The following is a 23,516-nucleotide window of genomic DNA, read 5'->3' as shown; positions in this document are numbered from 1 at the left end:
ACTAAGCTCAATCGCCACTGATCGCCAATCCAGGGCGAAAGTTCCCCCCTTGAAGTAGCGGTAGAGGCATTTTTTCGGCACTTCGCATCTTAGATATGGACGCCTCCTCAACCAGGCACGATCCGGTTTGGCTTCTCGCCGTAACCGTGCTGGCCAAGTGCGTCCGATGGCTGCTTCGATCCGTCTCCTGGAATGATCGGTTCCAGATTGCTCAAGCGCATCGTCCTTCCTCGCCATCAACTGGCGGATAGCGCTCGGCCACCTTTTTCCAGCAATTAGTATACCGCAAATGTCCCTTGAGTTTCGTCGGAATGGGCGCCTTTTGCCGACGAATCTACGGGATCCGTGCCAAACGCCGTTGAAACTTAAACTTTCGCTTTCACCGTTGCCTCAGGGCGGACAAAGGTATCGGTGAATTGGACTTCACTGGTTTCGTGACGACAAGGCTATAGTATTGATCAATCCCCAAGCCTGCCTGCAGCAGTCCCTCCATGAAATCCTGATAGGCGGCCATAGAACGAGATGCGACCCGCATCAAATAATCCACGCGCCCCCCAATTGCCCAGCAGTCCAGGATTTCCGGAATCTCTTGGATTGCAGTTTCGAAGACTCGTTGGTCCTCAAGACGATGGCGATCCAGCACGACTTCTACCATCACAAAGATCATGCCGCCGACGAGTGCAGGACTCAGTCGCGCATAAAATCCCTCAATAATTCCTGCGGCCTTGAGTGCTCGGAGCCGCTCCGAACAGGCCGACGCCGAAAGATGAACTCGTTTTGCAAGCTCACTTTTTGAAATCCGACCGTCTGCCTGAATCTCGGAGAGAATCCGGACGTCCCAACTGTCGAGTTGCACGGGATCGGGTTTCGACTTCATAACCTGTTGCTCTCAAGCAGCGATCGACAGCGCGCCGTGTGCCGATCAATTCTATTATCATTGAAACGACCGAATGTAGCAGTGGAAGGCATCCGTTCCAGGCCCGAGATGTGCTAGAATGGGTATGAAAATCAGCTAAGGAGAGCGATCCGCTGAGAAAAGCTGCAGAAGTAATTTGGCTATCGCCCCAGCGCCTAACGGGCAATGGTGCAGCTGGAGAGGAAGTCGGCGGCGGCAGAGACCTTCTGATAAATAAAATAGATAACCCATTTTCTTGAATCCCCGCTACCGTACTTGATAGACGCGCGACTGCATTCGAGCCTCGATCGCGTGGACGGCATACTCAATGCAGTATTCAGTGGCACATTCAGCTATTGGGGTGAATTGAAGGCCTTGCTCGTCCGGCTCGCCGAGGCGCAAGGCACCGCAAATGCCGCTCGTCGTACGGCGTGCCCAACAATTTGACGCTGGTGTCTGGCCGAAATCGCCTAACTGGGAAGATTCAAACGCCGATGTTGCGTGCGATGCTGTCGGCCGCCATACGCCTACGCCACTCGAGAGGCCCGGAATTGTGAATGGAGTTTCCCTCAACATCGACGGCCATGATAACAGGCATGTCCTGCACATCGAATTCATAGATGGCTTCCATGCCCAGGTCTTCAAAGGCAACGATCCGCGCCTTCTTAATCGATTTTGAAATCAGGTACGCAGCGCCACCCACTGCAGCAAGATAGGGCGTTTTGTGTCTTATAATCGACTCGATGGCCGCCGGTCCCCTTTCCGCTTTGCCGATCATCGCAAAAAGGCCGGTTTCGGCGAGCACCTTGTCCGTAAAATCGTCCAAGCGGCTGGAGGTTGTTGGACCGGCGGGTCCAACGACCTCATTCCTCACTGCCCGGACGGGACCGACATAGTAGATCACGCGTCCCGTCAGATCGACCGGAAGCGGCTTGCCGGCATCGATCAGCTCGACCATTCGTTTGTGGGCAGCGTCACGGCCCGTCAGCATCTTTCCAGACAGCAGGAGCGTTTCACCGCAGCGCCACGATGCCGTCTCTTCCTTCGTCAGCGTATCTAAATTGACCCGCCGGACGCCGGCTGGGTTCAATTCGTCGGCTCCGATGTCGGGCCATTCGCGCAAATCGGGCGGCTGGAGCCTGATGGGTCCAGAGCCGTCCAAAGTAAACTTCAGGTGCCGGTTGGCGGCGCATTGCGGGATGAGCGCCACAGGCTTGGACGCCGCATGAGTAGGATAGGTCGCAACCTTGACGTCAACGACTGTCGTCAGACCACCAAGCCCTTGGGCGCCGATGCCAAGCGCGTTGATCCGCTCATAAAGCTCAATCCGCAGTCCCTCTTCCGGGCTTGACGCCCCCCTTGCGATTAGTTCCGCCATATCGATGGGCTCGTTCATGGCTTCCTTGGCCAGCAGCATCGCCTTTTCAGCGCTACCACCGATACCAACAGAGATCAGCCCAGGCGGACACCATCCGCTGCCCAGGGTCGAAACGGTATTGACCACCCAGTCGGAAACGGAGGCGCTGGGATTAAGGGTGGTAAAACGTGCCTTGTTCTCGGACCCGCCGCCTTTTGCGGCGATAGTGATCTCAATCTGGTCACCTTGCACCAAGTTGACATGGACAACTGCCGGCGTGTTGTCGCGGGTGTTGACCCGTCTAGCGAGGGGATCCGCAACGATCGATGCCCGAAGGGGATTGTCCGGATCGAGATAGGCTTGACGTACGCCCTCATTCACAAGATCAGCGAAACTGGCTGTTGACTTAATGCGGGCATCCATGCCGACCTTTGCGAAGACAACCACAAGTCCGGTGTCCTGACAGATCGGGCGCCGCCCAAAGGCCGCCATGCGGGAGTTCAGCAGAATCTGACCTATGGCATTCTTCGCCGACGGGCTCTGTTCTCGCGTGTATGCGTGAGAAAGAGACCGGATATAATCTGGAGGATGATAGTACGAGATGTACTGAAGGGCGTCGGCGACGCTCCTTGTGATGTCGCGACCTGCGATGGTCCGTGTTCTGTTTCCCACCGGATTTTATCCAAACGAACCGAGGCCATTGACCATTTTCAAAATCTGGAAGCTTCGCACCCCCTGCTCGCCGCCTTCATATCCATAGCCGCTTTGCTTGACGCCCCCATAAGGCGCATCCGCGGAAACCCCTTTCAGGTAATTCACACTAACTGCGCCCGCAGAGAGACGATTGATAAGCTTCTGTTGCGTATCGGCCGCGCCAGTAAACAAGTAGGCGGCCAGACCGTACTCGGTGGCGTTGGCTTCCTCGATCGCCTCTTCGATCGTATCGAAAGGCGCCACGGTGAGAATCGGTCCGAACGGCTCTTCATGAAGCACTCTCGCTTGCTTCGGTACGCCCGTCAGGATGGTTGGCGGCCAGTAAAACCCCGGTCGGTCAAGGGGGATGCCACCGGTCTCGATGCGGGCGCCGCCTTCTACCGCATCCTTGGTCAGGCGCTGCATGGCCTCTATTCGCCGCGCGTTTGCCATTGGCCCCATTTGCGTTGCAGGGTCATCCGGTGGTCCGATCCTGATTCTTCGGACCGCCTCCGTCATCCGGAACAGGAGTTCCTCATAGCGGGACCGGGCGACAAGAATCCTGCTGGGCGCATTACAGCTCTGGCCCGCGCACTCGAATTTGTATTCCGAAATAGCCGGTATCGCCCTTGCCAGATCCGCATCTTCGCACACAATAACCGGGGAATGTCCACCGAGCTCAAGGATGCAACGCTGCAGATTATTCGCGGCCAGCGTGGCTAGCTGTTTTCCAACAGCCGTCGACCCCGTGAACGTCAAGACTTTCACAATTGGCGAACTGAGCAGATGCCGCGATATATGCACAGGAACACCGAACACCAGGTTGACCACGCCTTCTGGTATCCCTGCTTGACGCAAAGATTCCACGATATGGACAGCCACACTTGGCGTCTCCTCGGCCCCTTTGAGGATCACCGGGCAGCCTGCCGCCAGCGCGGGGGCGAGCTTGCGGGCGATAAGAACGGCCGGATAGTTCCATGGCGTAAATGCAGCGACGACACCGAGCGGCTCGGGGGCTATCATCCTGTTCGAGCCCAACGGAATCGGGGCCGACAACTCATCGGCATGCCGGCCATTCCATTCCAGCGTTTCGACTGCGCGCGCGTATTCTCCTGTCGCTTCGGCAATCGTCTTTCCCTGTTCGGACGACAGGTCCCTGGCTGCGGCGCCAGCTTTCTCTGCCAGAATGCTGGCGGCAGAGACGAGGATCTCGCCACGCTCTTTGGCGGGTCGTGAGGACCACGCCTTGCGGCTGCGTTCTGCCGAGGCAAGAGCTTCATCCAAGTCTGAAACCGTAGCCGAGGCCACTGAGGCAAATACCTTCTCCGTCGCCGGGTTGATCACCGGCAAAGTGGCTCGGCTACCACCGGCTCGCCATTTGCCATTAATGAAGAGCTCGTAGCTCTTGGCGTCGGACATCACGGGCTCCACTTGACTGAATTCTTGCATACGAGCGCAGTTTCGATATCGAAACTGCTGAACTCGCTTGAGCCAGTTTCATCGCGATGGTCGCGGCGGGTCAAATATCGAATATTGCCGAAATCCATCTGGAATCCAGATCGGGCTGGTCCTTATGGCCGCAAAAGATCATGCCCAGCTTTACAGGTTAGTTTGTCAGGTCGCCTCAGGCGCCACCGCCGCCCAGTCCCGGATTTCAATCAATTTTCTGGCGACCTTCGGAATGAGCTTGCAGACCGCAGAAACGGCCGCAGAACGCTCATCTTTGGGATTTACAGCGAGCACCACGGACCGAGTAATCACCGGATCGACGATCTTGACAGTCCGGACCAGCCCTTGGGAGGCTTCTTTCTGAACCGCAGACGGGGCGAGAATAGAATGCGCTTTTCCCTCTACGACCATGTTGATGATCGTTGAGAGGGAGTCCACTTCAAACCTGACGTCCAGCGCGCAACCGTGTTGTGCGACGACATCAGCCACCGAACGCCTGACATTGTTGTTGCGCATGGGAACCGCCAGGGGGAATTCATGCAGGTCGACCAGCGATATCGCATCTTCAAACGGTGGCTCGCCGGACGGAACCACCAGACAAAGGTCTTCGCGCGCTAGCACCGTCATTCGCCCCACACTGTCTGCTGTGCGGTACAGAACCGCCAGATTGAAGCGTCCAGCCGCCATCCATTCCTCTAGCGGTCCCGTCATACCCTCGACCATCTTGAGGGACACCTTGGGCAGTTCGTGTCTCACCGCCTCAAGCAGCGGACCGCTCAGGACGCGAGCAGCTCCAGACGGAATCCCAATAGTCACCTCCCCGGCAGGGGAAGCGGCTGTGTTGGTCAATTCCACCTCGGTAAGTCGAATTTCTTTGAGAATTGCCCGCGCCCGCTCGAGCAGTTTGGCTCCTGACGCCGTCACGCTCACGCCGGTTCTGTCGCGTATCAGCAGCTGAGTGCCGAAGCCTTCCTCCAATTGGCGTACATGCAGACTCAGCGCACTCTGGGCGACATTCAGAAAGCCAGCGGCCTTCGTGAAACTGCCTGCTTCGACCACGCCGACGAAGTATCTTAACTGCCTGATTTCCACGGGTACTCTTCCGAGGGCGGACTGCAATTGACGCAATCTATCTTAAAATGTGATGGCACGACAGCAATAATTGTGCCGAGCTGCTGACGCTTGCTGTCGTCGTCCCAGTCTTGTTGATCAACCCGCTGAGGACTCAAACGGCCAACTCGGCGCCCGGATCCGTCGCGATGATTTCTCGGGCCCTTCGAATAACCGGTGGATCGACCATCTTTCCGTCCAATGCGAACGCGCCTCTGCCTTGCGCCGTCGCATCTTTTTCCGCCGCGAGGACACGACGGGCCCACTCGAGTTCCTGTGGGCTTGGTGAGAAAGCCTCATTGAATATGGCAACCTGATTTGGATGGATCGCCAAAGCCCCGGTAAAGCCAAGCCGCCGCGCATGGGCCGCGGCCTCACGAAGTCTATCATTGTCTGAGAACTCGCTGATACTTCCTATGAAACCAAGCGGTAGCAAGCCAGCGGCGCGAGCGGCAAACAGAACAGAAAGGTTCGGTGTCAAAAGAAGGTCGAGTTCCGGGGCACCGCCAACGGAGGCACTGAAGTCTTCAGGACCCAGCGCCATTGCAACCATCCTGGGATGGGCCGACGCAATGGCTGAGAGACTTTGTAATGCTGCCGGGGTCTCGATCAAGGCAAGGAACCGGATTCGACCCACCGCAAGATTTCTTTCTCGTTCAAGTTCCGATACCGCATTTGCGATCTCTATTACCCACGCTGCCGAATCCGTCTTCGGAAGGACAAGTGCATCAACACCCGCTACTACGGCTGCATCGAGATCGGCCGCCAAGGCACGCAAACCGCGATTCACGCGAACTAAAACATAAGCGCCCCTGCGGCCCACCTTTGCCACGGATGCAGAAAGCTGGCGCCGTGACTCACCTTTTTGATCCTGGGGAACGGAGTCCTCAAGGTCGAGTATGACGCCATCTGCCCCGCGCTCATGAGCCGCCTCCACAAAGCGCGGAACATGAGCGGGAACAAAGAGCAGAGATCTCCAGCGGGGAACAGACATCGGGCTTTCAACGGCCTGAACGGCGTCATTCATGAAGTCGCCTCTGCGGTCGATTCTAGCGTGGGCGCTGTCAGTGAGTTTGCTGGGCGGCCGTGGCACCCAGAGGGGCCAGGACTAGGCATGCACTCTGTGAATCGCGATCGCGCTTCCTTCCCGACAACAGGCACGCTCATGCTGACGCGGCTCTTGCGCGCAAACCTGCTCGAACCTCCTCGCGGACAGCCTCCGTATGCGCACCAAGGCCCGGAACTGGGCGCAGCGAGGGGCGCTCAGAGTTGAAGATCGCCGCCGGGGCGATCGTCTCTACTGTTCCTTCAGGTGTGCCAATCTCAACCCTGCGAACGTGTGGATGCTTTGAAATGTCCGCCACTTCGTTCAGTCGCCCATATGCCAAACCGGCCGCCTCAAGCTCCTGCATCGCTTCGTGGCAGGACAGCTCGGAAAACCGCAGCTCAATTATCTCATCAAGTTGAGGACGGTGGCCGAGGCGCTCCATGTTGTCGGCGAAACCAAGTGCACGCGTGAGCTCAGGCCGCTTCAGGAATTTCTCGCAGAAATTCACCCATTCCCGGTCATTCTGCACGGAAAAGATGACGTCCTTGCCATCGGCGCAGCGATAGGCGCCATAAGGCGCCAGCGAGGGGTGTTTCACGCCCGCGCGTACCGTGTGGTAGCTGCTGTAGTCGTGTTGCAGGACCGGCACGTTCATCCAATCGGCGACGGCATCGAACAGGGACACCTGAATGCTAGCCCCTTCGCCAGTGACCTCGCGATGATACAGCGCCTGAAGTATGGCGCTATGTGCCGTCATGCCTGCCGAGATGTCGCAAACCGACACACCCACACGGGCGGGTCCCTGTTGCGTCCCGGTGATCGCACACAGACCGGTTTCGGCTTGGACGATGAGATCATAGGCCTTGAGGTGAGAAAATGGCCCCCCCTCCCCAAATCCCGAAATGTCGCAGGTGATTAGCCGCGGAAAACGGCGACGCAGATCCGCAGATCCGAAGCCGAGTTTTTCGATGCTGCCTGGCTTCAGATTCTGGATAAAGACGTCAGCAGCAGCAACAAGCGTGTCCAGCACAGCACGGTCCGCCTCCAACCTCAAATCCAAGCATACTGACTCCTTACCCCGGTTGAGCCAAACGAAATAGGCGCTTTGCCCCCGCACCAACTTATCGTATTTCCGGGCAAAGTCTCCCTCAGGCCTCTCAACCTTGATCACCCGGGCGCCTGCATCGGCAAGACGAGACGATGCATACGGTGCAGCAACGGCCTGCTCCACAGCTACGACAGTGATCCCCTCAAGAGAGTTCTGCATGCAACACCGCGCTCTTCATCCAACATTTTCGTTTTGAGCCCGACGACGATTCAGCATCGCAAGCAACCGATTCTGTTCATTGCCCACGATCGAGAATGCCTCGTCGACTCCCATTCCAGGCTTCGCAAGCATCATGTCTGCCTGGGTCGCCATCGATATGTGGACGGAAGCCTGGGCAGAGAGATCTGTCTCGGTACAGCTTCCTCCAACGTACGCGCCTACCTTGTTCTCCTTACACAGGAGCACTGCACGTGCCGTGTCAGCCAATGAGCCGACATCAGGCGTCTTGATTTGAATGAGATGCGCGGCCTTCGCTTCGGCAAAGAGCCGAATATCCTCGAGCGTGTTGCACCTTTCGTCCACGACAATGCGAGCGGTGGAACCCCGGTTGTCCAAAATTGATACGATCTTGGCGTAGTTCTCAATTTGAGCTTGCGTCGAACCAAAATCCGCCGGGGACTCGACATTGAGGGTGAAACCCGGAACAGCGTCGGCGACCCTGCAGATAAAGTCGGCGATGAGTTGCGGCTCCAGGCTGATTTCCTGGCCGATCCAGCCATACACATCGAAATGCAGCACCGGATGATACCCCGGGCGGCCAATTTCGCGCGTCCGCGCCGCAACCCACTTCACGAACTCCATGAAGGCCTGGCCCTCGACGCCGAATTTCTGCCGTGAGTTGATCAGGCCGTGGGGAAGTATATCTACCGCTTTCAAGATCATTTTGTCGACGTTGATTTCGCGAGCATCGCCGCTTTGGCAGTAGATCGGAACCCTGCGAATTGGCAGCGGCAGGTTAAATTCACTGCAAACGACTTCCGCCATCGTGGTACTTTGAAGATGGGCCGAGGCGCGAAGGAGCGCCTGGCTAACGCCATACTCAATCGCGAGAGGTAACCGCTGGTGCTGGAGAGGCTCAAAAACCTTTGCACAGGCATCGAGATAACGAGATACGTCGACATTGAGAAGCCGGGGCACGACTATACGCGAGGTTAACTCCGAGATTTGAGCACTCTCAAACAAAGGATCTCGTCCTCCAGCACCAGAATATTGAACGCTCATCATGTCACCCCAAACCACGGCCCCGTCGGTGAGAGCAAGCCCGATGCTGAGCGAAGATGCCGGAACGCGGATGGACGTGAACCCAATCGCTGTCGCCTCGCCGCTATAGACGAAACCGTCCTGGGGCGCGCCGGCCCTGATGGCACCCTGATCGTCATAGAAAAAAGCGCCATTGCCAGGCGCAAGGAGGACGTCTTTGATCTGCATTTCACTTCGCTCGATTTTCGGACATCGTTGATGGCAGTTGGATTTGCTGCGCCGACTATGCACCACTTGATCTTGAGTTCGCCAACATAATGTCCCGGACGGTCCCATCGCGTTTTCAGATGGCCGGCGTCAGACACATGCACCCCGTATTCCGGCAAGCATTCGACGAACGTCGAATTATTGTATAGGTGGACATTGCAACGTCGTACTCACCTCATTTGGGTTAGCATTCGCGCATTAACCAGAATGCGTCTGAAATGCGCGTCAATCCAATCCCTTCATAGAAGCCGACAGAGTTGGGTGTAGAGATCAAAGCTATGGCCACAGCAGGCCCGAGTTGCCGGCGGGCTTCATACAGGAGGCCCTTGCCGATGCCGAGGCCTTGCGCCGACGCCGATACGGCAAGCTCGGAGACGTAGCAGATCCAGGAAAAGTCAGTAACGCATCGAAGTACTCCGACCAGCTTCCGCCCCGGCCGATGGAGCCGGGCCGTCAGCACCAAGTCGGCTTGGCGGAGCATCGCATGCAGCCGAAGCTCGCCATGGGTCGCCCCGAAGCCGGATTCGGCCAACACGCGGCAGAATTCGGCCGGGTCAAGGTTCGGCTCACTAACGTAAAGGATCTCAGATTGTTCGCTCATGCCAACCCCTTAACAAAAATTGATTGATCTAAGCTTACGCAATACCTTGTATTCGCAGCCGGTGCCGAGATTTTCGCCCTGACTGCGTGAAACCAGCAGTAGCTTGTGGCGGATTTTGGCACGAAGAGCTGCGCAGCAACTGCCCTATCCAGAACACAGCTTACTAGTCAGTTGAACGACTATGCTTTGTCATCTGCGTGCAAGTGCCCTGCCGAAGCGACTGCTTGCGTCTCAGTCCGCTTTAACCAGTGTCTAATCCGTGCTTCGACGGCGCCCCTTTTTAAACGGCAATCTCAGCTCGCGCGCCTACCTAGGATAGTAGGCTGCATCGCGGGGCGGCGAGGTTTATAAAAAACGGGACTGTTGGAGAGCAAAAGATGTTGCCGTTAGTTCGCCCCAGAAATGCTATATTTGAAATCAATCTTGGGGCTATTCAGGCGAACTTCCGGGCCATCACGGCCCTCGTTGGGTTAGGCGTAAGGGTCGCCGCTGTCGTCAAGAGCGACGCCTATGGACTTGGTGTTGTAGAGATTGCAAGGGCGCTTATTCATGTCGGCTGCGATCTGCTCTTCGTCGGCAATCTTGAGGAAGCGCTGCTTCTAAGATCGTCCCATGTAGACGAGGCAATCGCGGTTTTTTGCGATGATTTCGCGAAATTTGGTAGATTCTACCAATCCAATAACCTCATACCGGTTGTGAACAATTGCGCCGAATTGGAAGCCGTTATTGCAACAGGAACGAAGACATATTTTCTTAACGTGGAAACGGGATTTTCCCGCTTTGGGCTCGCCATTGCGGACGTGCGTCGCGCGTATTTTTCTGGTACGTTCGACATGTATCCCCCTTCGGTCGTACTCAGCCATCTAGCGTGCAGCGAAACCGTTGCGGACCCAACTAATGTGTTGCAACGGAACCGCTTCCGGGCGATCTACGATCTGATTAAGCCCACCTGCGGCAGTCTCGCAGCGTCCGCCGGTATCTGGCTAGGTAAATCCTATCATTTCGACATGGTACGGGTGGGCTCAGCCCTGTACGGGCTCAACGATGCTGGCATTCGACCAAATCCGCTGCAAGCGGTTGCAAGGCTCCGAGCGAAAATACTCGACGTGCGCAATGTCGCTAGGCGGGAGGCTGTTGGCTACGGTGCGACATTTCGTACGGGTCGAGCTACCCGCGTAGCGACCGTCGGGATCGGCTACACACATGGCCTTCCATGGGCCTGCGCGAACAAGATATCAGCTCGGTTCGCAGGTTATTCGGCCCCTCTAATCGGAACAATATGCATGGAGAACATGACAATTGATATAACAGATGTTCCAGAAGCGCTTTGTGGGCCAGGTAACTTTGTGGAATTACTGGGAAATGATTTTACCTTAGATGACCTTGCAGAAGCTGTGGGCCTCAGCCCACACGAAGTCTTAACCCGCCTAGGTGCTGGTTGCACAAGACGGTATCTGAATTCTTCCTTGTTACCTACGACCCCTAGGAATAAGGCGTTAGACTTTGATGGCAGCAGCGAGATGAATGATGGCAAGGCACGCCTTTGATTTCGTTATGGCGCTCCCATGGAGAACTTGGTCCATAGGGCATCCTTTGATTCGAAAGATAAGGATGCCCCATCAAAGCCCCGGATCAAACATGTAGCTAGGTCAGGACTCATTGATCCAGAAGATGAAGGCTGCAGCGAAGGCGATAGCCGACAGGAAGGTGTGAGCACATCGGTCGTATCTGGTGTGGATGCGTCGCCAGTCTTTGAGGCGTGCGAACATGTTCTCGATCCTGTGACGTTGCCGGTATCGGACAGGATCATAGCTGTGCTGAACACGATGCTTGGCATGGGGTGGGATGCATGGCCTGATACCGCGCTCGACGAGCGCCTGGCGGAAGGCCGCTGAACTGTAGGCCCGATCGGCCAGCAGGGCGTTGGCGGCGGGCAAATCCTCGATCACGGCCGCAGCAGTCTTGTGATCATTGGTCTGCCCTTCGCTCAGATGCAGCAGCCGCGGACGTCCCTTGGTGGTCAGTCCGCCTCGGCTGCGTCCGATACATCGGGATAGAGTTTTTTAAGGAGGCTGGCGGCAGTGCGGTGCGCTTTGAGATGGGTGGCATCGATCATCAGATTGTCCGTTTCGCCGCCCTGCGCGGCCAGTTCCGCTAGGATGCGGTTGAACACACCCAGCCGACTCCAGCGGATGAAGCGGTTGTAGATGGTCTTGTACGGACCGTAGTCGGAAGGGACATCTCGCCAGCGAAGGCCATTTCGGATCACGAACAGGATGCCGCTCAGCACCCGGCGGTCATCCACACGCGGAACACCATGCGACAAAGGAAAATAGGACTCGATCCGGCGCATCTGCTCCGGCGTCAACATCAGCAAATCACTCAAGGCAGCACCTCCTGCCACCCTGAATCACCAAACAGATATCAACTCAATAGATTATGGGTCCTGACCCTAGCTTTGATTCCGATTGTAACATAGAAATGCCTAATTGCCCGAGCATCGGACCTGGTCTAGAATCCAAGCCATACGAAGTGCTGCTTCTTCGGCTACACTAGGCCCATGTGAAGCGCCGCCGTGGCCACCGACCATACGCATGTGGAAAACAAGACCTGGGTCTCGACCGGCCGTAAAGGAACGTCGCTGGGCAACGTACCGAGCAGGCTGGTAGTAGAGCACCTGGCTGTCGTCGAGCGCGGCGTCGACGTAAGTTGGCGGGCGCGGGCGATCGGCACTGAGGTTGTAGTAAGGATCGTAGCTGCGCAGGTGCCGATATTCGTCGGCTATGTGGGGATCGCCGTACTCCGCTATTTCCGGCAGCGCGTACGGCATCGTGAAGTCCAGCTCGGTATCTATGATGTCGGCGAGCGGAACCTCGGCGAGTACGGCGCGGAACAAGTCGGGCCGCAAGTCGGCCGTGGCAAGCACGGTACCCCCGCCAGCGCTCGCTCCCTCAATGACGATGCCGTCGCCGGTGGCGACCCCCTGCCTAACAAGCGCCTCGACAGCGACGATCAGATCTGTGTGGGTGATACGTTTTCGATCGCGGGTAGCCGCCTCGTGCCACGGACGTCCAAGCTCCCCGCCTCCCCGTACGTGCACGATGCCGAAAGCAACTCCGCGATCGAGCAGGCTCAAACGTTTGGTCATGGATGAGGGCCAAGTGAAAAACGAGGGCCATCTCGGTTTTCCATAACAGCCGTAGACATTCAATAACACCGGCCCTGGGGTGGTTCGATCGCGCCGCGCGACGAGCGAAATTGGTATATCCACCCCGTCTTCCGCCTGCGCCATGACGACCGTCGCCACGTATTGAGCCGGGTCATATCCGGGAACGCGGGCCTGGTACAGGACTGCCGATCGGTCGTCGGCGAGATCATGCTCTACAAACGTGTCGGGCGTCACGAATGAGCTAACCGAGTAGACCAACTTCGAGCTTCGGAACGGATGCCGTGCGACCGAATAGCTACCCCCTGCAGACAAGCCGACCTTAAGAGTGCAGCTCGGCTCGTCGGGAACGATCGTGGCGGCGACCCCCCCGCTTCGGTTATGCGAGACGAGGCGAGGACGAAGGCCCTCTCGTTCCAGGACAACCAGGTGCTGGTCGAGCACGTGGACCTCCTCAAGCGTCACGCCCGCTCGATGCGGGATGACCTCCTCCCAGCACGATGGTGACGGGTCACCTATCGGCGCACACACGAGCCGCCAGTAGGGTCCAGCGTCGTTTACCCGAAACAAGAACCTGTCGCCCCAGTGCTCGGCAAAGACATGGTGGCCAAGATCACGCGCCACAATCCGGCGCCACCCAACGCCCGGCTGGTCGGCAGGAAGGCACCACACCTCCACCGCCCCGGCGTTGTCCATAACGTCCAAAAGCAGCCAGGCGCCGCTATCAGAGCGCCAAATCCGCAAGTTCAGTCGCTCGTCCGCCTCCTCGAACACTACCTCAGAGTGCGAATCGTTGACGTCCAGGCGTATAAGCTCATGGCGTTGCCGCCGCCGGTCCGCCCGCTCCCGCGTGAAAAAGAGCGTGTTGCCGTCCGCGGTCCAAGTAACCATCCCAGCCCGCCTCGAGCCCGTCCAGACGTCATGGCCGGTCTCTATGTCCCGCACCCTAAGCTCGAAGTTCTCGTCCCCGATGACATCGAAGCTGAACGCCACGTAACGCCCGTCGTCACTCGGCTCGAAGACACCGAGCGAATAGAAGATCTCGGCCCCCGGGATCGCGTTCGGGTCGAGAACAAGCTCGGCCGAGCCTCCGGTCACCGGCCGGCGCCACCACGCAGGATGAGACAGGCCCCGCCCGTGTCTTTCGAAGTACTCGAAAGGCCCAACCTGGAAGGTTGGTGGGGCGCCCTCGCAGGTGTGACGCCCTTCGATCTCGGCGATAAGTTCCGCCTTGAGCCCTTCCAGGTGGGCTGTCGCTTGCTGCGCGTAGCTGTTCTCGGCTTCAAGATACGCGCGGACGTCGGGATTCTCCCAGTCCCTGAGCCAGCCATACGAGTCTATCGTGACGTCGCCATGAAGGACCCGGATCCGTGCCTCGGAACGAGGAAGCGGTGGCTGCAGGTGCTTGTCTACCATCACAAGGCCCTCAGGAAAAAAGAGCAAGGAATTGGCGCGGCAGTCCGCGAGCAGACAGTTTGTGCATCAATGTTGCTCCTAGGCGATATAGTGTAAACCGTTTAACGAGCCACGGTGCGTTATTACCAACATCCGTTAATTCCGTTCTGGCAGAATAGCGCTTCGAGTGCCCTATTATTACTTACTGTCAGACGGAACCATGGTCGGCACTTTTCAGGTTGGGTGTCGACAATTCTGCTTTCGCACCTGACGTCGGCAGCCAGCATGCGGACATATGCTGCGGCCCGACTTCGATGGCCGGCGGCTCCTCCTCCTTGCACCGGTCGAAAGCAAGCGGGCAGCGAGGATGGAAACGACAGCCCTTCGGCACGCGTGCGGCGCTTGGAACCTCTCCTTGCAACGCCGGCAGCTCGAAGCGACTTGCGTCGCTGCGAATCTGCGGCGTGGCGTTGCGCAACGCGACCGTATAGGGATGCCGGGGGTTGAATGTGATGTCATCGGCGCTGCCGATCTCGACCAATCTCCCAAGATATAAGACTGCAATCCGGTCGGCGATCAGCCAGGCGAGCGGCAGGTCGTGGGTGATGAACAGTAGCGCCATGTTGTGCTTGGCGCGCAGGTCAACCAGGACCTGAAGAATTTGTGCGCGTATCGATACATCGAGCATCGACACGGGCTCGTCGGCAACGATGAGCTCCGGCTTCACGGCAAGCGCTCCGGCAATCACGACGCGCTGGCGCTGGCCGCCGGAGAGTTCGTGTGGGAAGCGGGCGAAGAAATCACCGGGAGGATTGAGCCCGGCCGCCGAAAGCGCTTCGCTGACCCTTTCTGTGAGTTGAGCATGGTTCTTGACCAGCCGCAGGGAGCGCAACGGCTCTGCCACACTGTCGAACACGGTGTGTCGCGGGTTGAGCGCCTGATAAGCATCCTGAAAGATCATTTGCACGCGTCGCCGGTAGGGACGCAGAGCCGAGAAGCCCTTTGCAGACGTCATATCGCGGCCCTCAAACAGCAACCTGCCTCCTGTGGGCTGGGCTAGCTTGGTGATGACGCGGCCCACTGTCGTCTTGCCGCTTCCGGATTCTCCAACCAGGGCGACGATTTCACCTCGTCCAATGTTGAGGTCGACTCCATCCGCCGCACGCACCGCCCCGGCAGATCGCCCCAGGACCCGGTCGAACAGTCCGCCCTGGATAGGAAAATGGACCTTCAGGCTCTCGAGACTCAGGATGTCGGAGGTGTCAGGCATGAACTGCAACCCTGCCTTCTTGCGAGGAACGGTGAAGGTGACAGGCGACGCGTCCCCACCCGAACTTTTCGAGGCTGGGAACTTCGGTCGTGCAGACCCCCGTTGCTGACGGGCAACGTGGATGGAAGGCGCAGCCTGACGGTCGATTCATTAAGTTGGGAGGATCACCGGGGATAGGGCGAATTATCCGTATGCCGCTCGCCGGGTTGGGGATCGATTCGATCAGCAGGCGAGTGTAGGGATGTTTGGGCTTAGCGAAGATCTCCGCGACGGTTCCATCCTCGACTATCCGGCCGGCGTACATGATCATCACGCGATCACACGACTCAGCGACGACAGACAGGTCGTGGGTGATTAAAATGAGCGCTAGGTTAAGCTGCGATCGCAACTTCCCCAACAGCTTGAGGATCTGAGCCTGTGTGATGACGTCGAGCGCCGTGGTCGGCTCGTCACCGATGATGATCGAGGGGCGACATGCGAGCGCCATGGCAATCATCACTCTTTGACGCATACCGCCCGACAACTCGTGGGGATAGGCAGTGCCGCGATCCGTCGGAATGCCGACGAGTTCTAGAACCTCCCGTGCCCGCGCGGTCGCCTCGGCACGCGACATGCCGAGCTTCAGGATGCATGGCTCGGCGATTTGCTTGATAATGCGGTGAACGGGATTGAGCGCATTCATCGCGCCCTGGAAAACGACGGACGTCTCGGTCCAGCGATGTGGCCGCATCGCCGCATCATTGTCGATCGACAGCAGGTTACCACGATAGCGCACTTGGCCGCCGCTGACCCGTGCATTGGGCGATAGTAGACCAGCGATCGCCATGGCGGTGGTAGTCTTGCCACTGCCCGATTCACCGACGAGGCCAACGGCCTCTCCAGCCTGGAGCGCGAAGCTCACGCGGTCGATCGCTCGCAATGAAACGCCCTTGAGCCGATACTCAACAGAAAGCCCGTCGACTTCCAAAAGCGATGCCTTGTCTTGGGAGAGGTTTGTCATGGGATCACCCTCTGCCGTGGATTGAACGTGTCGTCGAGGGCATTGCCGACCAGGACGAAGCTAAGGGAAACCGCGAGGGCGCACAGCCCGGGGGCGCCGAGGTACCACCAAGCTCCGGTACTGGCCGCACCGGCGCGCTGAGCGAGCGAAAGCAAAGTGCCCCATGAAGGCTGCAATGGGTCGCCAAGCCCGAGGAACGAGAGCGACGTCTCGACATAGATTGCGCCAGCGACGACCAGCGCACCATTCGCTGCGATTTGCGGAACGAGATTGGGGAGGATATGCCGCACCATGATGCTCAAATTGCTGCTGCCCACAACTCGTGCGCGATCAATGAATGTTCGCTCCTTAAGCGATAGTGTCTGACTGCGAACGATACGGGCGACAAACGCCCAGCTTGTTATGCCGATGACGACAAGGATCACGAAGAGGGAAGGACGGAAGCCGAGGATTTCTCTGCCCCGCCCCATTACTTCGAGCACCACGGGTGTGATGACCAGCGCAAGGACGAAGGACGGCATGACGAAAAAGAAATCCGTCAGCCGCATCAGCCAGACGTCAACTCTGCCACCGTAGTAGCCAGCAATGATACCAACCGTAGTGCCGACGACGAGGCTGATGACGGTCGCCAGCAGCGCGATCGTGAGCGATATCCGGGCACCATGGACGACCAGATTGAGCACGTCACGCCCCACCTCATCGGTCCCCAGCAGATGCTGGCTTGATGGTGGAACGAGGAAATCACCAGTTGCGGTGGCTACGGTCTCAAGTGGACCTACGAGGATATTGGGCACAGCAGAGAGGACAAGGAAAAACACCAGACACAACAGGCCGAGCTGAGCCCCGGCGTGACCAAGAAGATTGGATAGAAAGCTCTTGATCGCTCTCGCCCGGCTACGCGAGGAATATCGCACGATACTTTCACTCATTGCCGGATTCGCGGATCAAGAATGCCGTAGGCAAGATCGGCTAGGAGGTTCGCGACAACGATCGATACACCAAGCAACAGGAATATCCCTTGAAGAACTGGGTAGTCCCGCGCGTTGAGCGCTTCGACCGTGAGACCACCAATTCCCGGCCAGGCGAAGACGGCTTCGACGGTGATCGCACCAGCGACCACGTAGCCAAGATTGAGAGTAATCAAGGTCACGAGCGGCAGCATTGCGTTACGAAATGCATGGCGCATCAGCATCTGACCGTTGGTAAGTCCCTTGGCGCGTGCGGTCACCATGTAGTCCTCAGTAACGACGTCACTCATCGCTGCACGCGCGACCACAACGTATTGCCCGATCAGCCCAAGGGCTACCGCGGCGACCGGAAGTGCGAGATGTCGCAAGTAGTCTAGGATCTTATCAGTTGAACCTATGCTAGCGCCGGGTGAATAGATGCCATAACCCGGAAACCACCCCAATGCCGTGCTAAAAATGACTACTAGTACCATAGCAAGCCAGAAAGACGGCGTAGAATAGAGCGCTAGAGATGCTCCCATGGCGATACGGTCGACAGCTCCTCCTCTGCGCCAACCCGCATAGAGCCCAAGCATGACACCGCATAGCATGGCGATTAATTGGGCCAAGCCAACCAGGGCGATGGTGGCCGGCAAGCGCTCCCAAATAAGGTCAGAGACAAGTCTACCCCTGAACTTGAAGCTGTAGCCGAGATCGCCATGTAGAGTTGCCGACAGGTAGTCAAGTATCTGGTCCGGGAAAAGCGGCCGGTCGAGTCCCCAGTTCTGGCGCTGCGCCTCGATCCGTTCAGCGGACACGCTCATCCGAGCACCGCCAAGCAGAAGCGCTGCAGGGTCACCGGGAATGACCCTGAACAGGACGAAGTTCAGTGTGGCCACCATCGAAAGAGTTATGGCCGCCCTGATCAGGACATTCCCAATGCGGCTTGTTCGCCCTTCCTGTGCGTTGCCAGCCACGTTAGATCGGCCTCAACCGATCGAACGGGAAATAGCTCCAATCCGATATCGCGTCCTCCGGTCCCCAGCCCTGGAAGCAGTCCTTACGATAGGCACCGAGCGTTAAGGGGTGACTCAGAATGATATACGGCGCCTCAGCATAGATGAGGCGCGCTGCCTGATCGACCAGCTCCTGGCTCCTCTTCAGGTCGACGGTACGGTCGACCTCAGTCAGGAGCGCGTCGAACTTCTCATTTGTCCAGTACGATCTGTTAGTGAGGCCGATGGACTTGCTACTGCCCAAGACGAGCAGGTCGTGAGGCGAGGAAGACAGCCAGTTGCTGGCGATTAGCAGATCCCAGCTTCCGCCGCCGTCCGTCGGCGCTGTCGTGCGGGCTGTGAGCGCACCGGAATCGAGCTGGGTCACCGACACGGGAATGCCAATTTGTCCCAGCCAGCCCGCAACAAGCTGCACGGCTGCAATCGGAATCTCGCTCACACCCGAAGCCTTTCCTGTGATTAGCTCAAGCTGTAAGCTCTTTCCCTCCTTGTCCTCCCGGACACCATCGCCGTTCGTGTCCCGATATCCGGCCGCGTCTAGCCGACGACCCGCCTCGGCTAGATCGAAGCGGCGCCTGATGTCGCTTAGGTCTGAGTAATAGTCGGCGGCTACCGGCATCACAATTCCGACACCAGGGTCTGCGTGCCCGCGGTAGGCGCGATCCACGATCGCTTTCTGATCGATCGCATAGCCGATCGCGTCGCGAAACGCTGGATCCTGCAGGGCCTTGGTGCTGCCCGCCCCCTTCCCGGAGGCCGTATTAAATGCCAGATAGTCCCGCTGCTCCACGCGAGATTCATAGACCCCGATATCGCTCTCCTTCGAGAAGGCAGCCCACTGTGCGGTTGTCACGCCCCCACAATCGAAGCTCCCACTCTTCAGACCCTGGGCAATTGGATCCTGCGTGGTGAAGAAGTGGATAATCATCCCGGCCGTCTTCGGCTGCTCAGTGCGAAAATACGCGTTTGGCGTAAGGCGCACAAATTGGCCTTGCTGAAACTCCGCAACGATCATAGGCCCAGTTCCCACCAGCGGCGGGTCGTTGCGAAAAGTGCTGCGCGCATCCGCGTAGCCGATGTCCTTCCAAACGTGCTCAGGGACCATTAGAACGAAGTTGTCAATTGGCCAGCGCGTAGGAGCCTTGGTCACGATCCGCAGAGTTTCGTCATCAATGGCCGTAACGGATGCGACTTGTTCCATGCCGTCTGTGCTGTTTTGGCCAATATTCAGCTCGTCTGGCTTGCCCACGGAGCCAAGCAGATAATTATAGGTGAACGCGGCGTCTCTGGCGGTGGCGGGTTGGCCGTCCGACCACTTCATGCCGGGCCATACCTTGATTGTCCAAGTGAGCCCGTCATCAGCAACGGCCCACGCCTTCGCAAACCCCCTCCGGTCAGGGTGTCGCTGGGCGTCAACGCCGACCAGCGAATCGTAGGACAAGACAAGCGGCCAGAACGAACTCCAGGTGGCGAATGGATTCATGGAATCGGGAGCACCCATCGAGCCGACACGCACAATATGGTCGCTACAAGACGAAGCGAACGCCCTTGAGTTAATGACCCACGGGGCAACCGATCCCACCAGCATTGCTTTGACGACCGCACGGCGATTCATAGACCACATCATTCTGGTCCTCCTTTAAGCCTCGCCACGCCGCATTCCCGCACCTCGTCGCGCCCATTTGGAACTGATGGCCAGCGCGTGCACAAGGTAATTGGTGTGGCGGTTCCCCTTTATAGTCTTAAGTTAGATTTCTTCGACAGCTGCTGAATTGGCAAATAGAGACTCGATATAATCGCCATCTAATAAGTAGATGGCTAACGACTCTCCCCGCCCAGATGGACGCTTTCTGTCGACGGTGCAGCTCTGAAAATCGCACCTGTTGATTCCCCGGTAATCGACCAGCGCTGCCGCCAAAGACATTCTGCTTCCAGCCCCGCAGGTCCGCACGAAGTGATCCGTGCGGATGCAGGAGGTGCTCGAGGCCGAGATGGACGAGGGCGGCCTCAACGAGGAAATCCGCCGGCGCACCTGTGTCGTGCTCATCTTTCCAAAACATAGAGATGCCGCCCCCGTCAGGACATTGGCTGTCGAAACCAACGAAAACGGATGGCGCCAACCGCTAGATCAACATGGACGATCTGCGTGAGCACAAGAAACATGCTCTGCGCCAAGCCGCGCGACCAGCACCATGGCTGTCCCATTTTACTGATGGGGTGGATGCCAGCCTTCTCCGACGGCATCGCAATGTGCCAAGTTGGTGGTGTTAGCGCCACGCAAAGGAGAGGCAGGCATCGATGGAAAAGTTACTATCATTGGGGTCGATCTGGGAAAGAACGGCATTCAGCTGCAGGGGGCGGCAGCTGATGGATCGGTTGTATTCCGCAAGAAGCTGTCGCGCCTGCAGTTTTGCAAGTTCATGGCGAGTCAACCGGCATGTGTCGTGGCAATGGAAGCGTGCGGCAGCTCCCACTACAGACCTGTCAGATGGCTCGGCTTGGCCATGAGCCAAGACTGATTGTCCCGGCCTATGTCCCAAACCGTCCGTCAAGCGGCAGAAGAACGACGTCGCCGAAGCGGAGGCGATCGTCGAAGCAGCGCAACGACCGACAACGCGCTTTGTCGAACCGAAGACCAAGGAGTAGCAGTCCCGGGCTATCGTGTTTCGCACCAGAGAGCAGTTCGTGAATCAGAGAACCGAATGGGTGAATGCGTTGCGCGCGCACCTCTAGGAGTTCGGTTATGTTGTTCCGCAAGGCATCGGCCACCTGCCACGTCTGGCAGAGATCGTCGAGGACGAGAGTGCAGACCTGCCGGATCTGGTCCGCGACATCTGCAGCGCTCTTGACCAAATCAAACAGTTGAGCAGCCGTTTCGCGGCATTGAAGAAGACGATCGACATGCTGTCCAAGCAAGCTGCAACATCTCGGCGCTTGCAAACCATGCCCGGTGTCGGCCCTATTGCTGCCCTTGGCATTTTCGCCACCGATGGAACCCTTCAAGTGCGGTCGCGATTTCGCCGCCTGGCTCGGGCTGGGTCCCTCGGCAGAAGTCAAGCGGCGGCATAGGCACAAGTGTCCCGCGCGGGCGCGCCGCGAGACACATAGCGCTTGCCCCTTTATTCGCACCGTCTCTTGGTGGCACGCGGATTGCATAGGACTCCGTGAAGGCGAGCGCGGATAAAGCGGGCTGTTCCCTCGAGAAAACAAATCCGAGCGAATGAAGTGCAGAACCGAACCATCAAGGAGTACGTCATGCGAGTAGCCGTCGTCCGGAATCGTGATTTTACAGGCGTGATCAACCGATTCGGTCAGCCTTATCCACAGCCCCCGCAGCCTTGGCCGCCCGGCGAGACAGTCGAAAGGGCGGTGGCGGCACTGCAAGATGGCGGCCATGAAACGCTTTTGTGTGAAGGCGACAAAGGACTGCTCAATACGCTCGAGCGCTTCATGCCACCCGATCCGCAAGCCCGCCCTTCAGGATTTGTTTTCAACCTGGCGGAGGGGATTCAAGGAGATTACCGTTTCACGCACGTTCCGGGCATGCTTGAGATGGCCGGCGTTCCATACACCGGATCGAGCCCACTCGGGCATGGACTGACGGACGACAAAGTTATCAGCAAGACGCTCATGCGCAGTTGCGGCGTGCCGACGCCGAACTTTCGCATCATGCGCTGCGGCACCGACAGCACCGGCGATTTGCGATTCCCACTTGTGGTGAAGCCGCGCCGTGAAGACAACAGCTTCGGTTTGCAACTCGTGCATGAGCCCTCTCAGCTGGCGCAAGCCGTCGAAATGATCATTGGGCAATATGGGCAGGATGCGCTAGTGGAAGAATACATCGATGGGCGGGAAATCCATGTCGCGCTGCTGGGAAACGGAAAACCCGAGGTGTTGCCCTTCGCAGAGATCGACTTCGGCGAACGCGAAATTGGCCTTTTGACTTGGGAAGCGAAGTACCTGCCTGCCGAGCAGGCGTCGACGATTTGCCCGGCGCGAGTCGGGAGCAGTCTTGCGACTTTGCTGCGGGATATTTCGATTGCAACCTTCCGTGCCTGCGAGTGCCGGGACTATGCACGCCTCGACGTCCGGATCGACCGCTCCGGCCAACCCTTTGTGCTGGAGATCAACACGATGCCTGGGCTCAGTATGCAATCCGAATATGTCCTAGCCGCAATCGCCGCTGGGCACAGCTATTCGAGCTTGATCAATCGCATCCTTGATGTGGCCCACAAGCGGTATTTCGGGATCGGCATCCCGTAGCCGGTCACGCGTCGAGTCGGCGCCCACTCGGTGCCCCATCAGCGTGGCAGCCGAGACGTCGCCAACCGATTTCGGTGCTGCGCCGAGTGCGAGGCGGCGGTGATGACGGCGGTCGACATGAGATGTTGGTCGCAATGCTCGACTGCAGAAACTGACCGCGATCTGGAGTGCGCTCTAGGGTTACACCGATCGGGCTGCGGTTTTGCTCGTCTGCCGGATGTGTTAATCCTCGATCGTTGCGGGCCGGGAGCCGCTGGACGCGGCCTGGCGGCGGCTTTCTGCGCTCGATTGCGGCGCAACGGCGACCGTCGGGGGGCATCGATCGCGCGGGCGATGGCGTAGCCGACGATCATGCGCGACCAGACGTCGAGAATGACGGCGACGTAGACGAAGCGGGCCGGTAGCGCGGCATAGGTGATATCGCCGACCTAGAGTTGGTTGGCAGGTCGGGACAATGTCCTTTTGCCAGATTGGAGTAGATCGGACTGCTATGAATGCTGTCGGTCGCGGCGACGAACCGGCGTCTGACCTTCGGTTGCAGGCCGTGATCGCCCTAGAAATTCCAGCTCCTGAGCCTGCTTGCCGATCAGCTGCGGCGATTCGCGCCTCATTTCCGTGATCAGAGCGGCCGAAGCCGTATGTTCATCGAACCACTCCACCTGCCTCTGCCAATCCAGACAAGGATCAGGGTGCGGGTGATGTCATGCCGTTCCCCCAAATGTGCAGCGTCT

Annotated in this window: 17 protein-coding genes and 2 pseudogenes; 3 read left to right on the top strand and 16 right to left on the bottom strand. The window is 58.1% G+C overall.

The window, feature by feature from the left end; genetic code table 11:
- Positions 1–379: 379 nt before the first annotated feature.
- The 8 genes from EN786_RS34280 to EN786_RS34245 all read right to left on the bottom strand — a co-directional run bounded on the left by EN786_RS34280 (position 380) and on the right by EN786_RS34245 (position 9,728).
- Positions 380–877 (bottom strand): Lrp/AsnC family transcriptional regulator, encoded by a 498-nt coding sequence (locus EN786_RS34280; protein ID WP_126080672.1) that lies wholly within the window; start codon positions 875–877, stop codon positions 380–382.
- A 502-nt stretch (positions 878–1,379) separates the two neighbouring features.
- Positions 1,380–2,924, bottom strand: coding sequence for a fumarate hydratase (locus EN786_RS34275; protein ID WP_126080671.1), 1,545 nt, complete (start codon positions 2,922–2,924; stop codon positions 1,380–1,382).
- 6 nt (positions 2,925–2,930) lie between these two features.
- Positions 2,931–4,364: an NAD-dependent succinate-semialdehyde dehydrogenase gene (locus EN786_RS34270; RefSeq protein WP_135909749.1), complete on the bottom strand. Its 1,434-nt coding sequence runs from the start codon at positions 4,362–4,364 to the stop codon at positions 2,931–2,933.
- A gap of 195 nt (positions 4,365–4,559) precedes the next feature.
- Positions 4,560–5,486: a LysR family transcriptional regulator gene (locus tag EN786_RS34265; RefSeq protein WP_126080670.1), complete on the bottom strand. Its 927-nt coding sequence runs from the start codon at positions 5,484–5,486 to the stop codon at positions 4,560–4,562.
- A gap of 133 nt (positions 5,487–5,619) precedes the next feature.
- The gene (locus EN786_RS34260; protein ID WP_126080669.1) at positions 5,620–6,531 is read right to left on the bottom strand and encodes a CoA ester lyase; all 912 of its coding nucleotides are present in this window, start codon (positions 6,529–6,531) and stop codon (positions 5,620–5,622) included.
- 136 nt (positions 6,532–6,667) lie between these two features.
- On the bottom strand, positions 6,668–7,819 hold the full coding sequence (locus tag EN786_RS34255; RefSeq protein ID WP_126080668.1) for a CaiB/BaiF CoA-transferase family protein: 1,152 nt from the start codon (positions 7,817–7,819) through the stop codon (positions 6,668–6,670).
- 15 nt (positions 7,820–7,834) lie between these two features.
- On the bottom strand, positions 7,835–9,088 hold the full coding sequence (locus EN786_RS34250) for a methylaspartate ammonia-lyase (RefSeq protein ID WP_126080667.1): 1,254 nt from the start codon (positions 9,086–9,088) through the stop codon (positions 7,835–7,837).
- A gap of 223 nt (positions 9,089–9,311) precedes the next feature.
- Positions 9,312–9,728: a GNAT family N-acetyltransferase gene (locus tag EN786_RS34245; protein ID WP_126080666.1), complete on the bottom strand. Its 417-nt coding sequence runs from the start codon at positions 9,726–9,728 to the stop codon at positions 9,312–9,314.
- A 377-nt stretch (positions 9,729–10,105) separates the two neighbouring features.
- On the opposite strand from EN786_RS34245, the gene alr reads away from it, so the two are divergent.
- On the top strand, positions 10,106–11,275 hold the full coding sequence (gene alr / locus EN786_RS34240) for an alanine racemase (protein ID WP_126080665.1): 1,170 nt from the start codon (positions 10,106–10,108) through the stop codon (positions 11,273–11,275).
- Between the two features lie 102 nt (positions 11,276–11,377).
- Here the strand turns inward: alr and EN786_RS34235 are convergent.
- The 7 genes and pseudogenes from EN786_RS34235 to EN786_RS34205 all read right to left on the bottom strand — a co-directional run bounded on the left by EN786_RS34235 (position 11,378) and on the right by EN786_RS34205 (position 20,137).
- A pseudogene (locus tag EN786_RS34235) lies at positions 11,378–12,114 on the bottom strand (IS5 family transposase).
- A gap of 99 nt (positions 12,115–12,213) precedes the next feature.
- Complete coding sequence (locus EN786_RS34230; RefSeq protein ID WP_126080664.1) at positions 12,214–14,310, bottom strand: S9 family peptidase; 2,097 nt, start codon at positions 14,308–14,310, stop codon at positions 12,214–12,216.
- A 187-nt stretch (positions 14,311–14,497) separates the two neighbouring features.
- A complete protein-coding gene (locus EN786_RS34225) occupies positions 14,498–15,559 on the bottom strand; it encodes an ABC transporter ATP-binding protein (protein WP_126080663.1) in 1,062 nt (353 codons plus the stop codon).
- Complete coding sequence (locus tag EN786_RS34220; RefSeq protein WP_126080662.1) at positions 15,552–16,559, bottom strand: ABC transporter ATP-binding protein; 1,008 nt, start codon at positions 16,557–16,559, stop codon at positions 15,552–15,554. Before EN786_RS34220 ends, EN786_RS34225 begins: the two co-directional genes overlap by 8 nt.
- Positions 16,556–17,488, bottom strand: a complete 933-nt coding sequence (locus EN786_RS34215) for an ABC transporter permease (protein WP_126080661.1) — start codon at positions 17,486–17,488, stop codon at positions 16,556–16,558. Before EN786_RS34215 ends, EN786_RS34220 begins: the two co-directional genes overlap by 4 nt.
- On the bottom strand, positions 17,485–18,483 hold the full coding sequence (locus EN786_RS34210) for an ABC transporter permease (RefSeq protein WP_281013029.1): 999 nt from the start codon (positions 18,481–18,483) through the stop codon (positions 17,485–17,487). Before EN786_RS34210 ends, EN786_RS34215 begins: the two co-directional genes overlap by 4 nt.
- Before the next feature lies 1 nt (position 18,484).
- Positions 18,485–20,137: an ABC transporter substrate-binding protein gene (locus tag EN786_RS34205; protein WP_246688813.1), complete on the bottom strand. Its 1,653-nt coding sequence runs from the start codon at positions 20,135–20,137 to the stop codon at positions 18,485–18,487.
- A gap of 391 nt (positions 20,138–20,528) precedes the next feature.
- Here EN786_RS34205 and EN786_RS39060 point away from each other — a divergent pair.
- Positions 20,529–20,649: pseudogene (locus EN786_RS39060) on the top strand (IS256 family transposase); the annotation flags it as partial.
- A gap of 402 nt (positions 20,650–21,051) precedes the next feature.
- Here EN786_RS39060 and EN786_RS34200 read toward each other — a convergent pair.
- A complete protein-coding gene (locus EN786_RS34200) occupies positions 21,052–21,525 on the bottom strand; it encodes a hypothetical protein (RefSeq protein WP_126080660.1) in 474 nt (157 codons plus the stop codon).
- 252 nt (positions 21,526–21,777) lie between these two features.
- Here EN786_RS34200 and EN786_RS34195 point away from each other — a divergent pair, with 252 nt between their 5' ends.
- Complete coding sequence (locus EN786_RS34195; RefSeq protein ID WP_126080659.1) at positions 21,778–22,785, top strand: hypothetical protein; 1,008 nt, start codon at positions 21,778–21,780, stop codon at positions 22,783–22,785.
- Positions 22,786–23,516: the final 731 nt, after the last annotated feature.

The sequence above is a fragment of the Mesorhizobium sp. M4B.F.Ca.ET.143.01.1.1 genome, assembly GCF_004792275.1.
Lineage (GTDB): Bacteria > Pseudomonadota > Alphaproteobacteria > Rhizobiales > Rhizobiaceae > Mesorhizobium > Mesorhizobium abyssinicae.
Note: the sequence above shows the minus strand (reverse complement) of the source record. Positions and strands in the feature narration are given on the sequence as shown.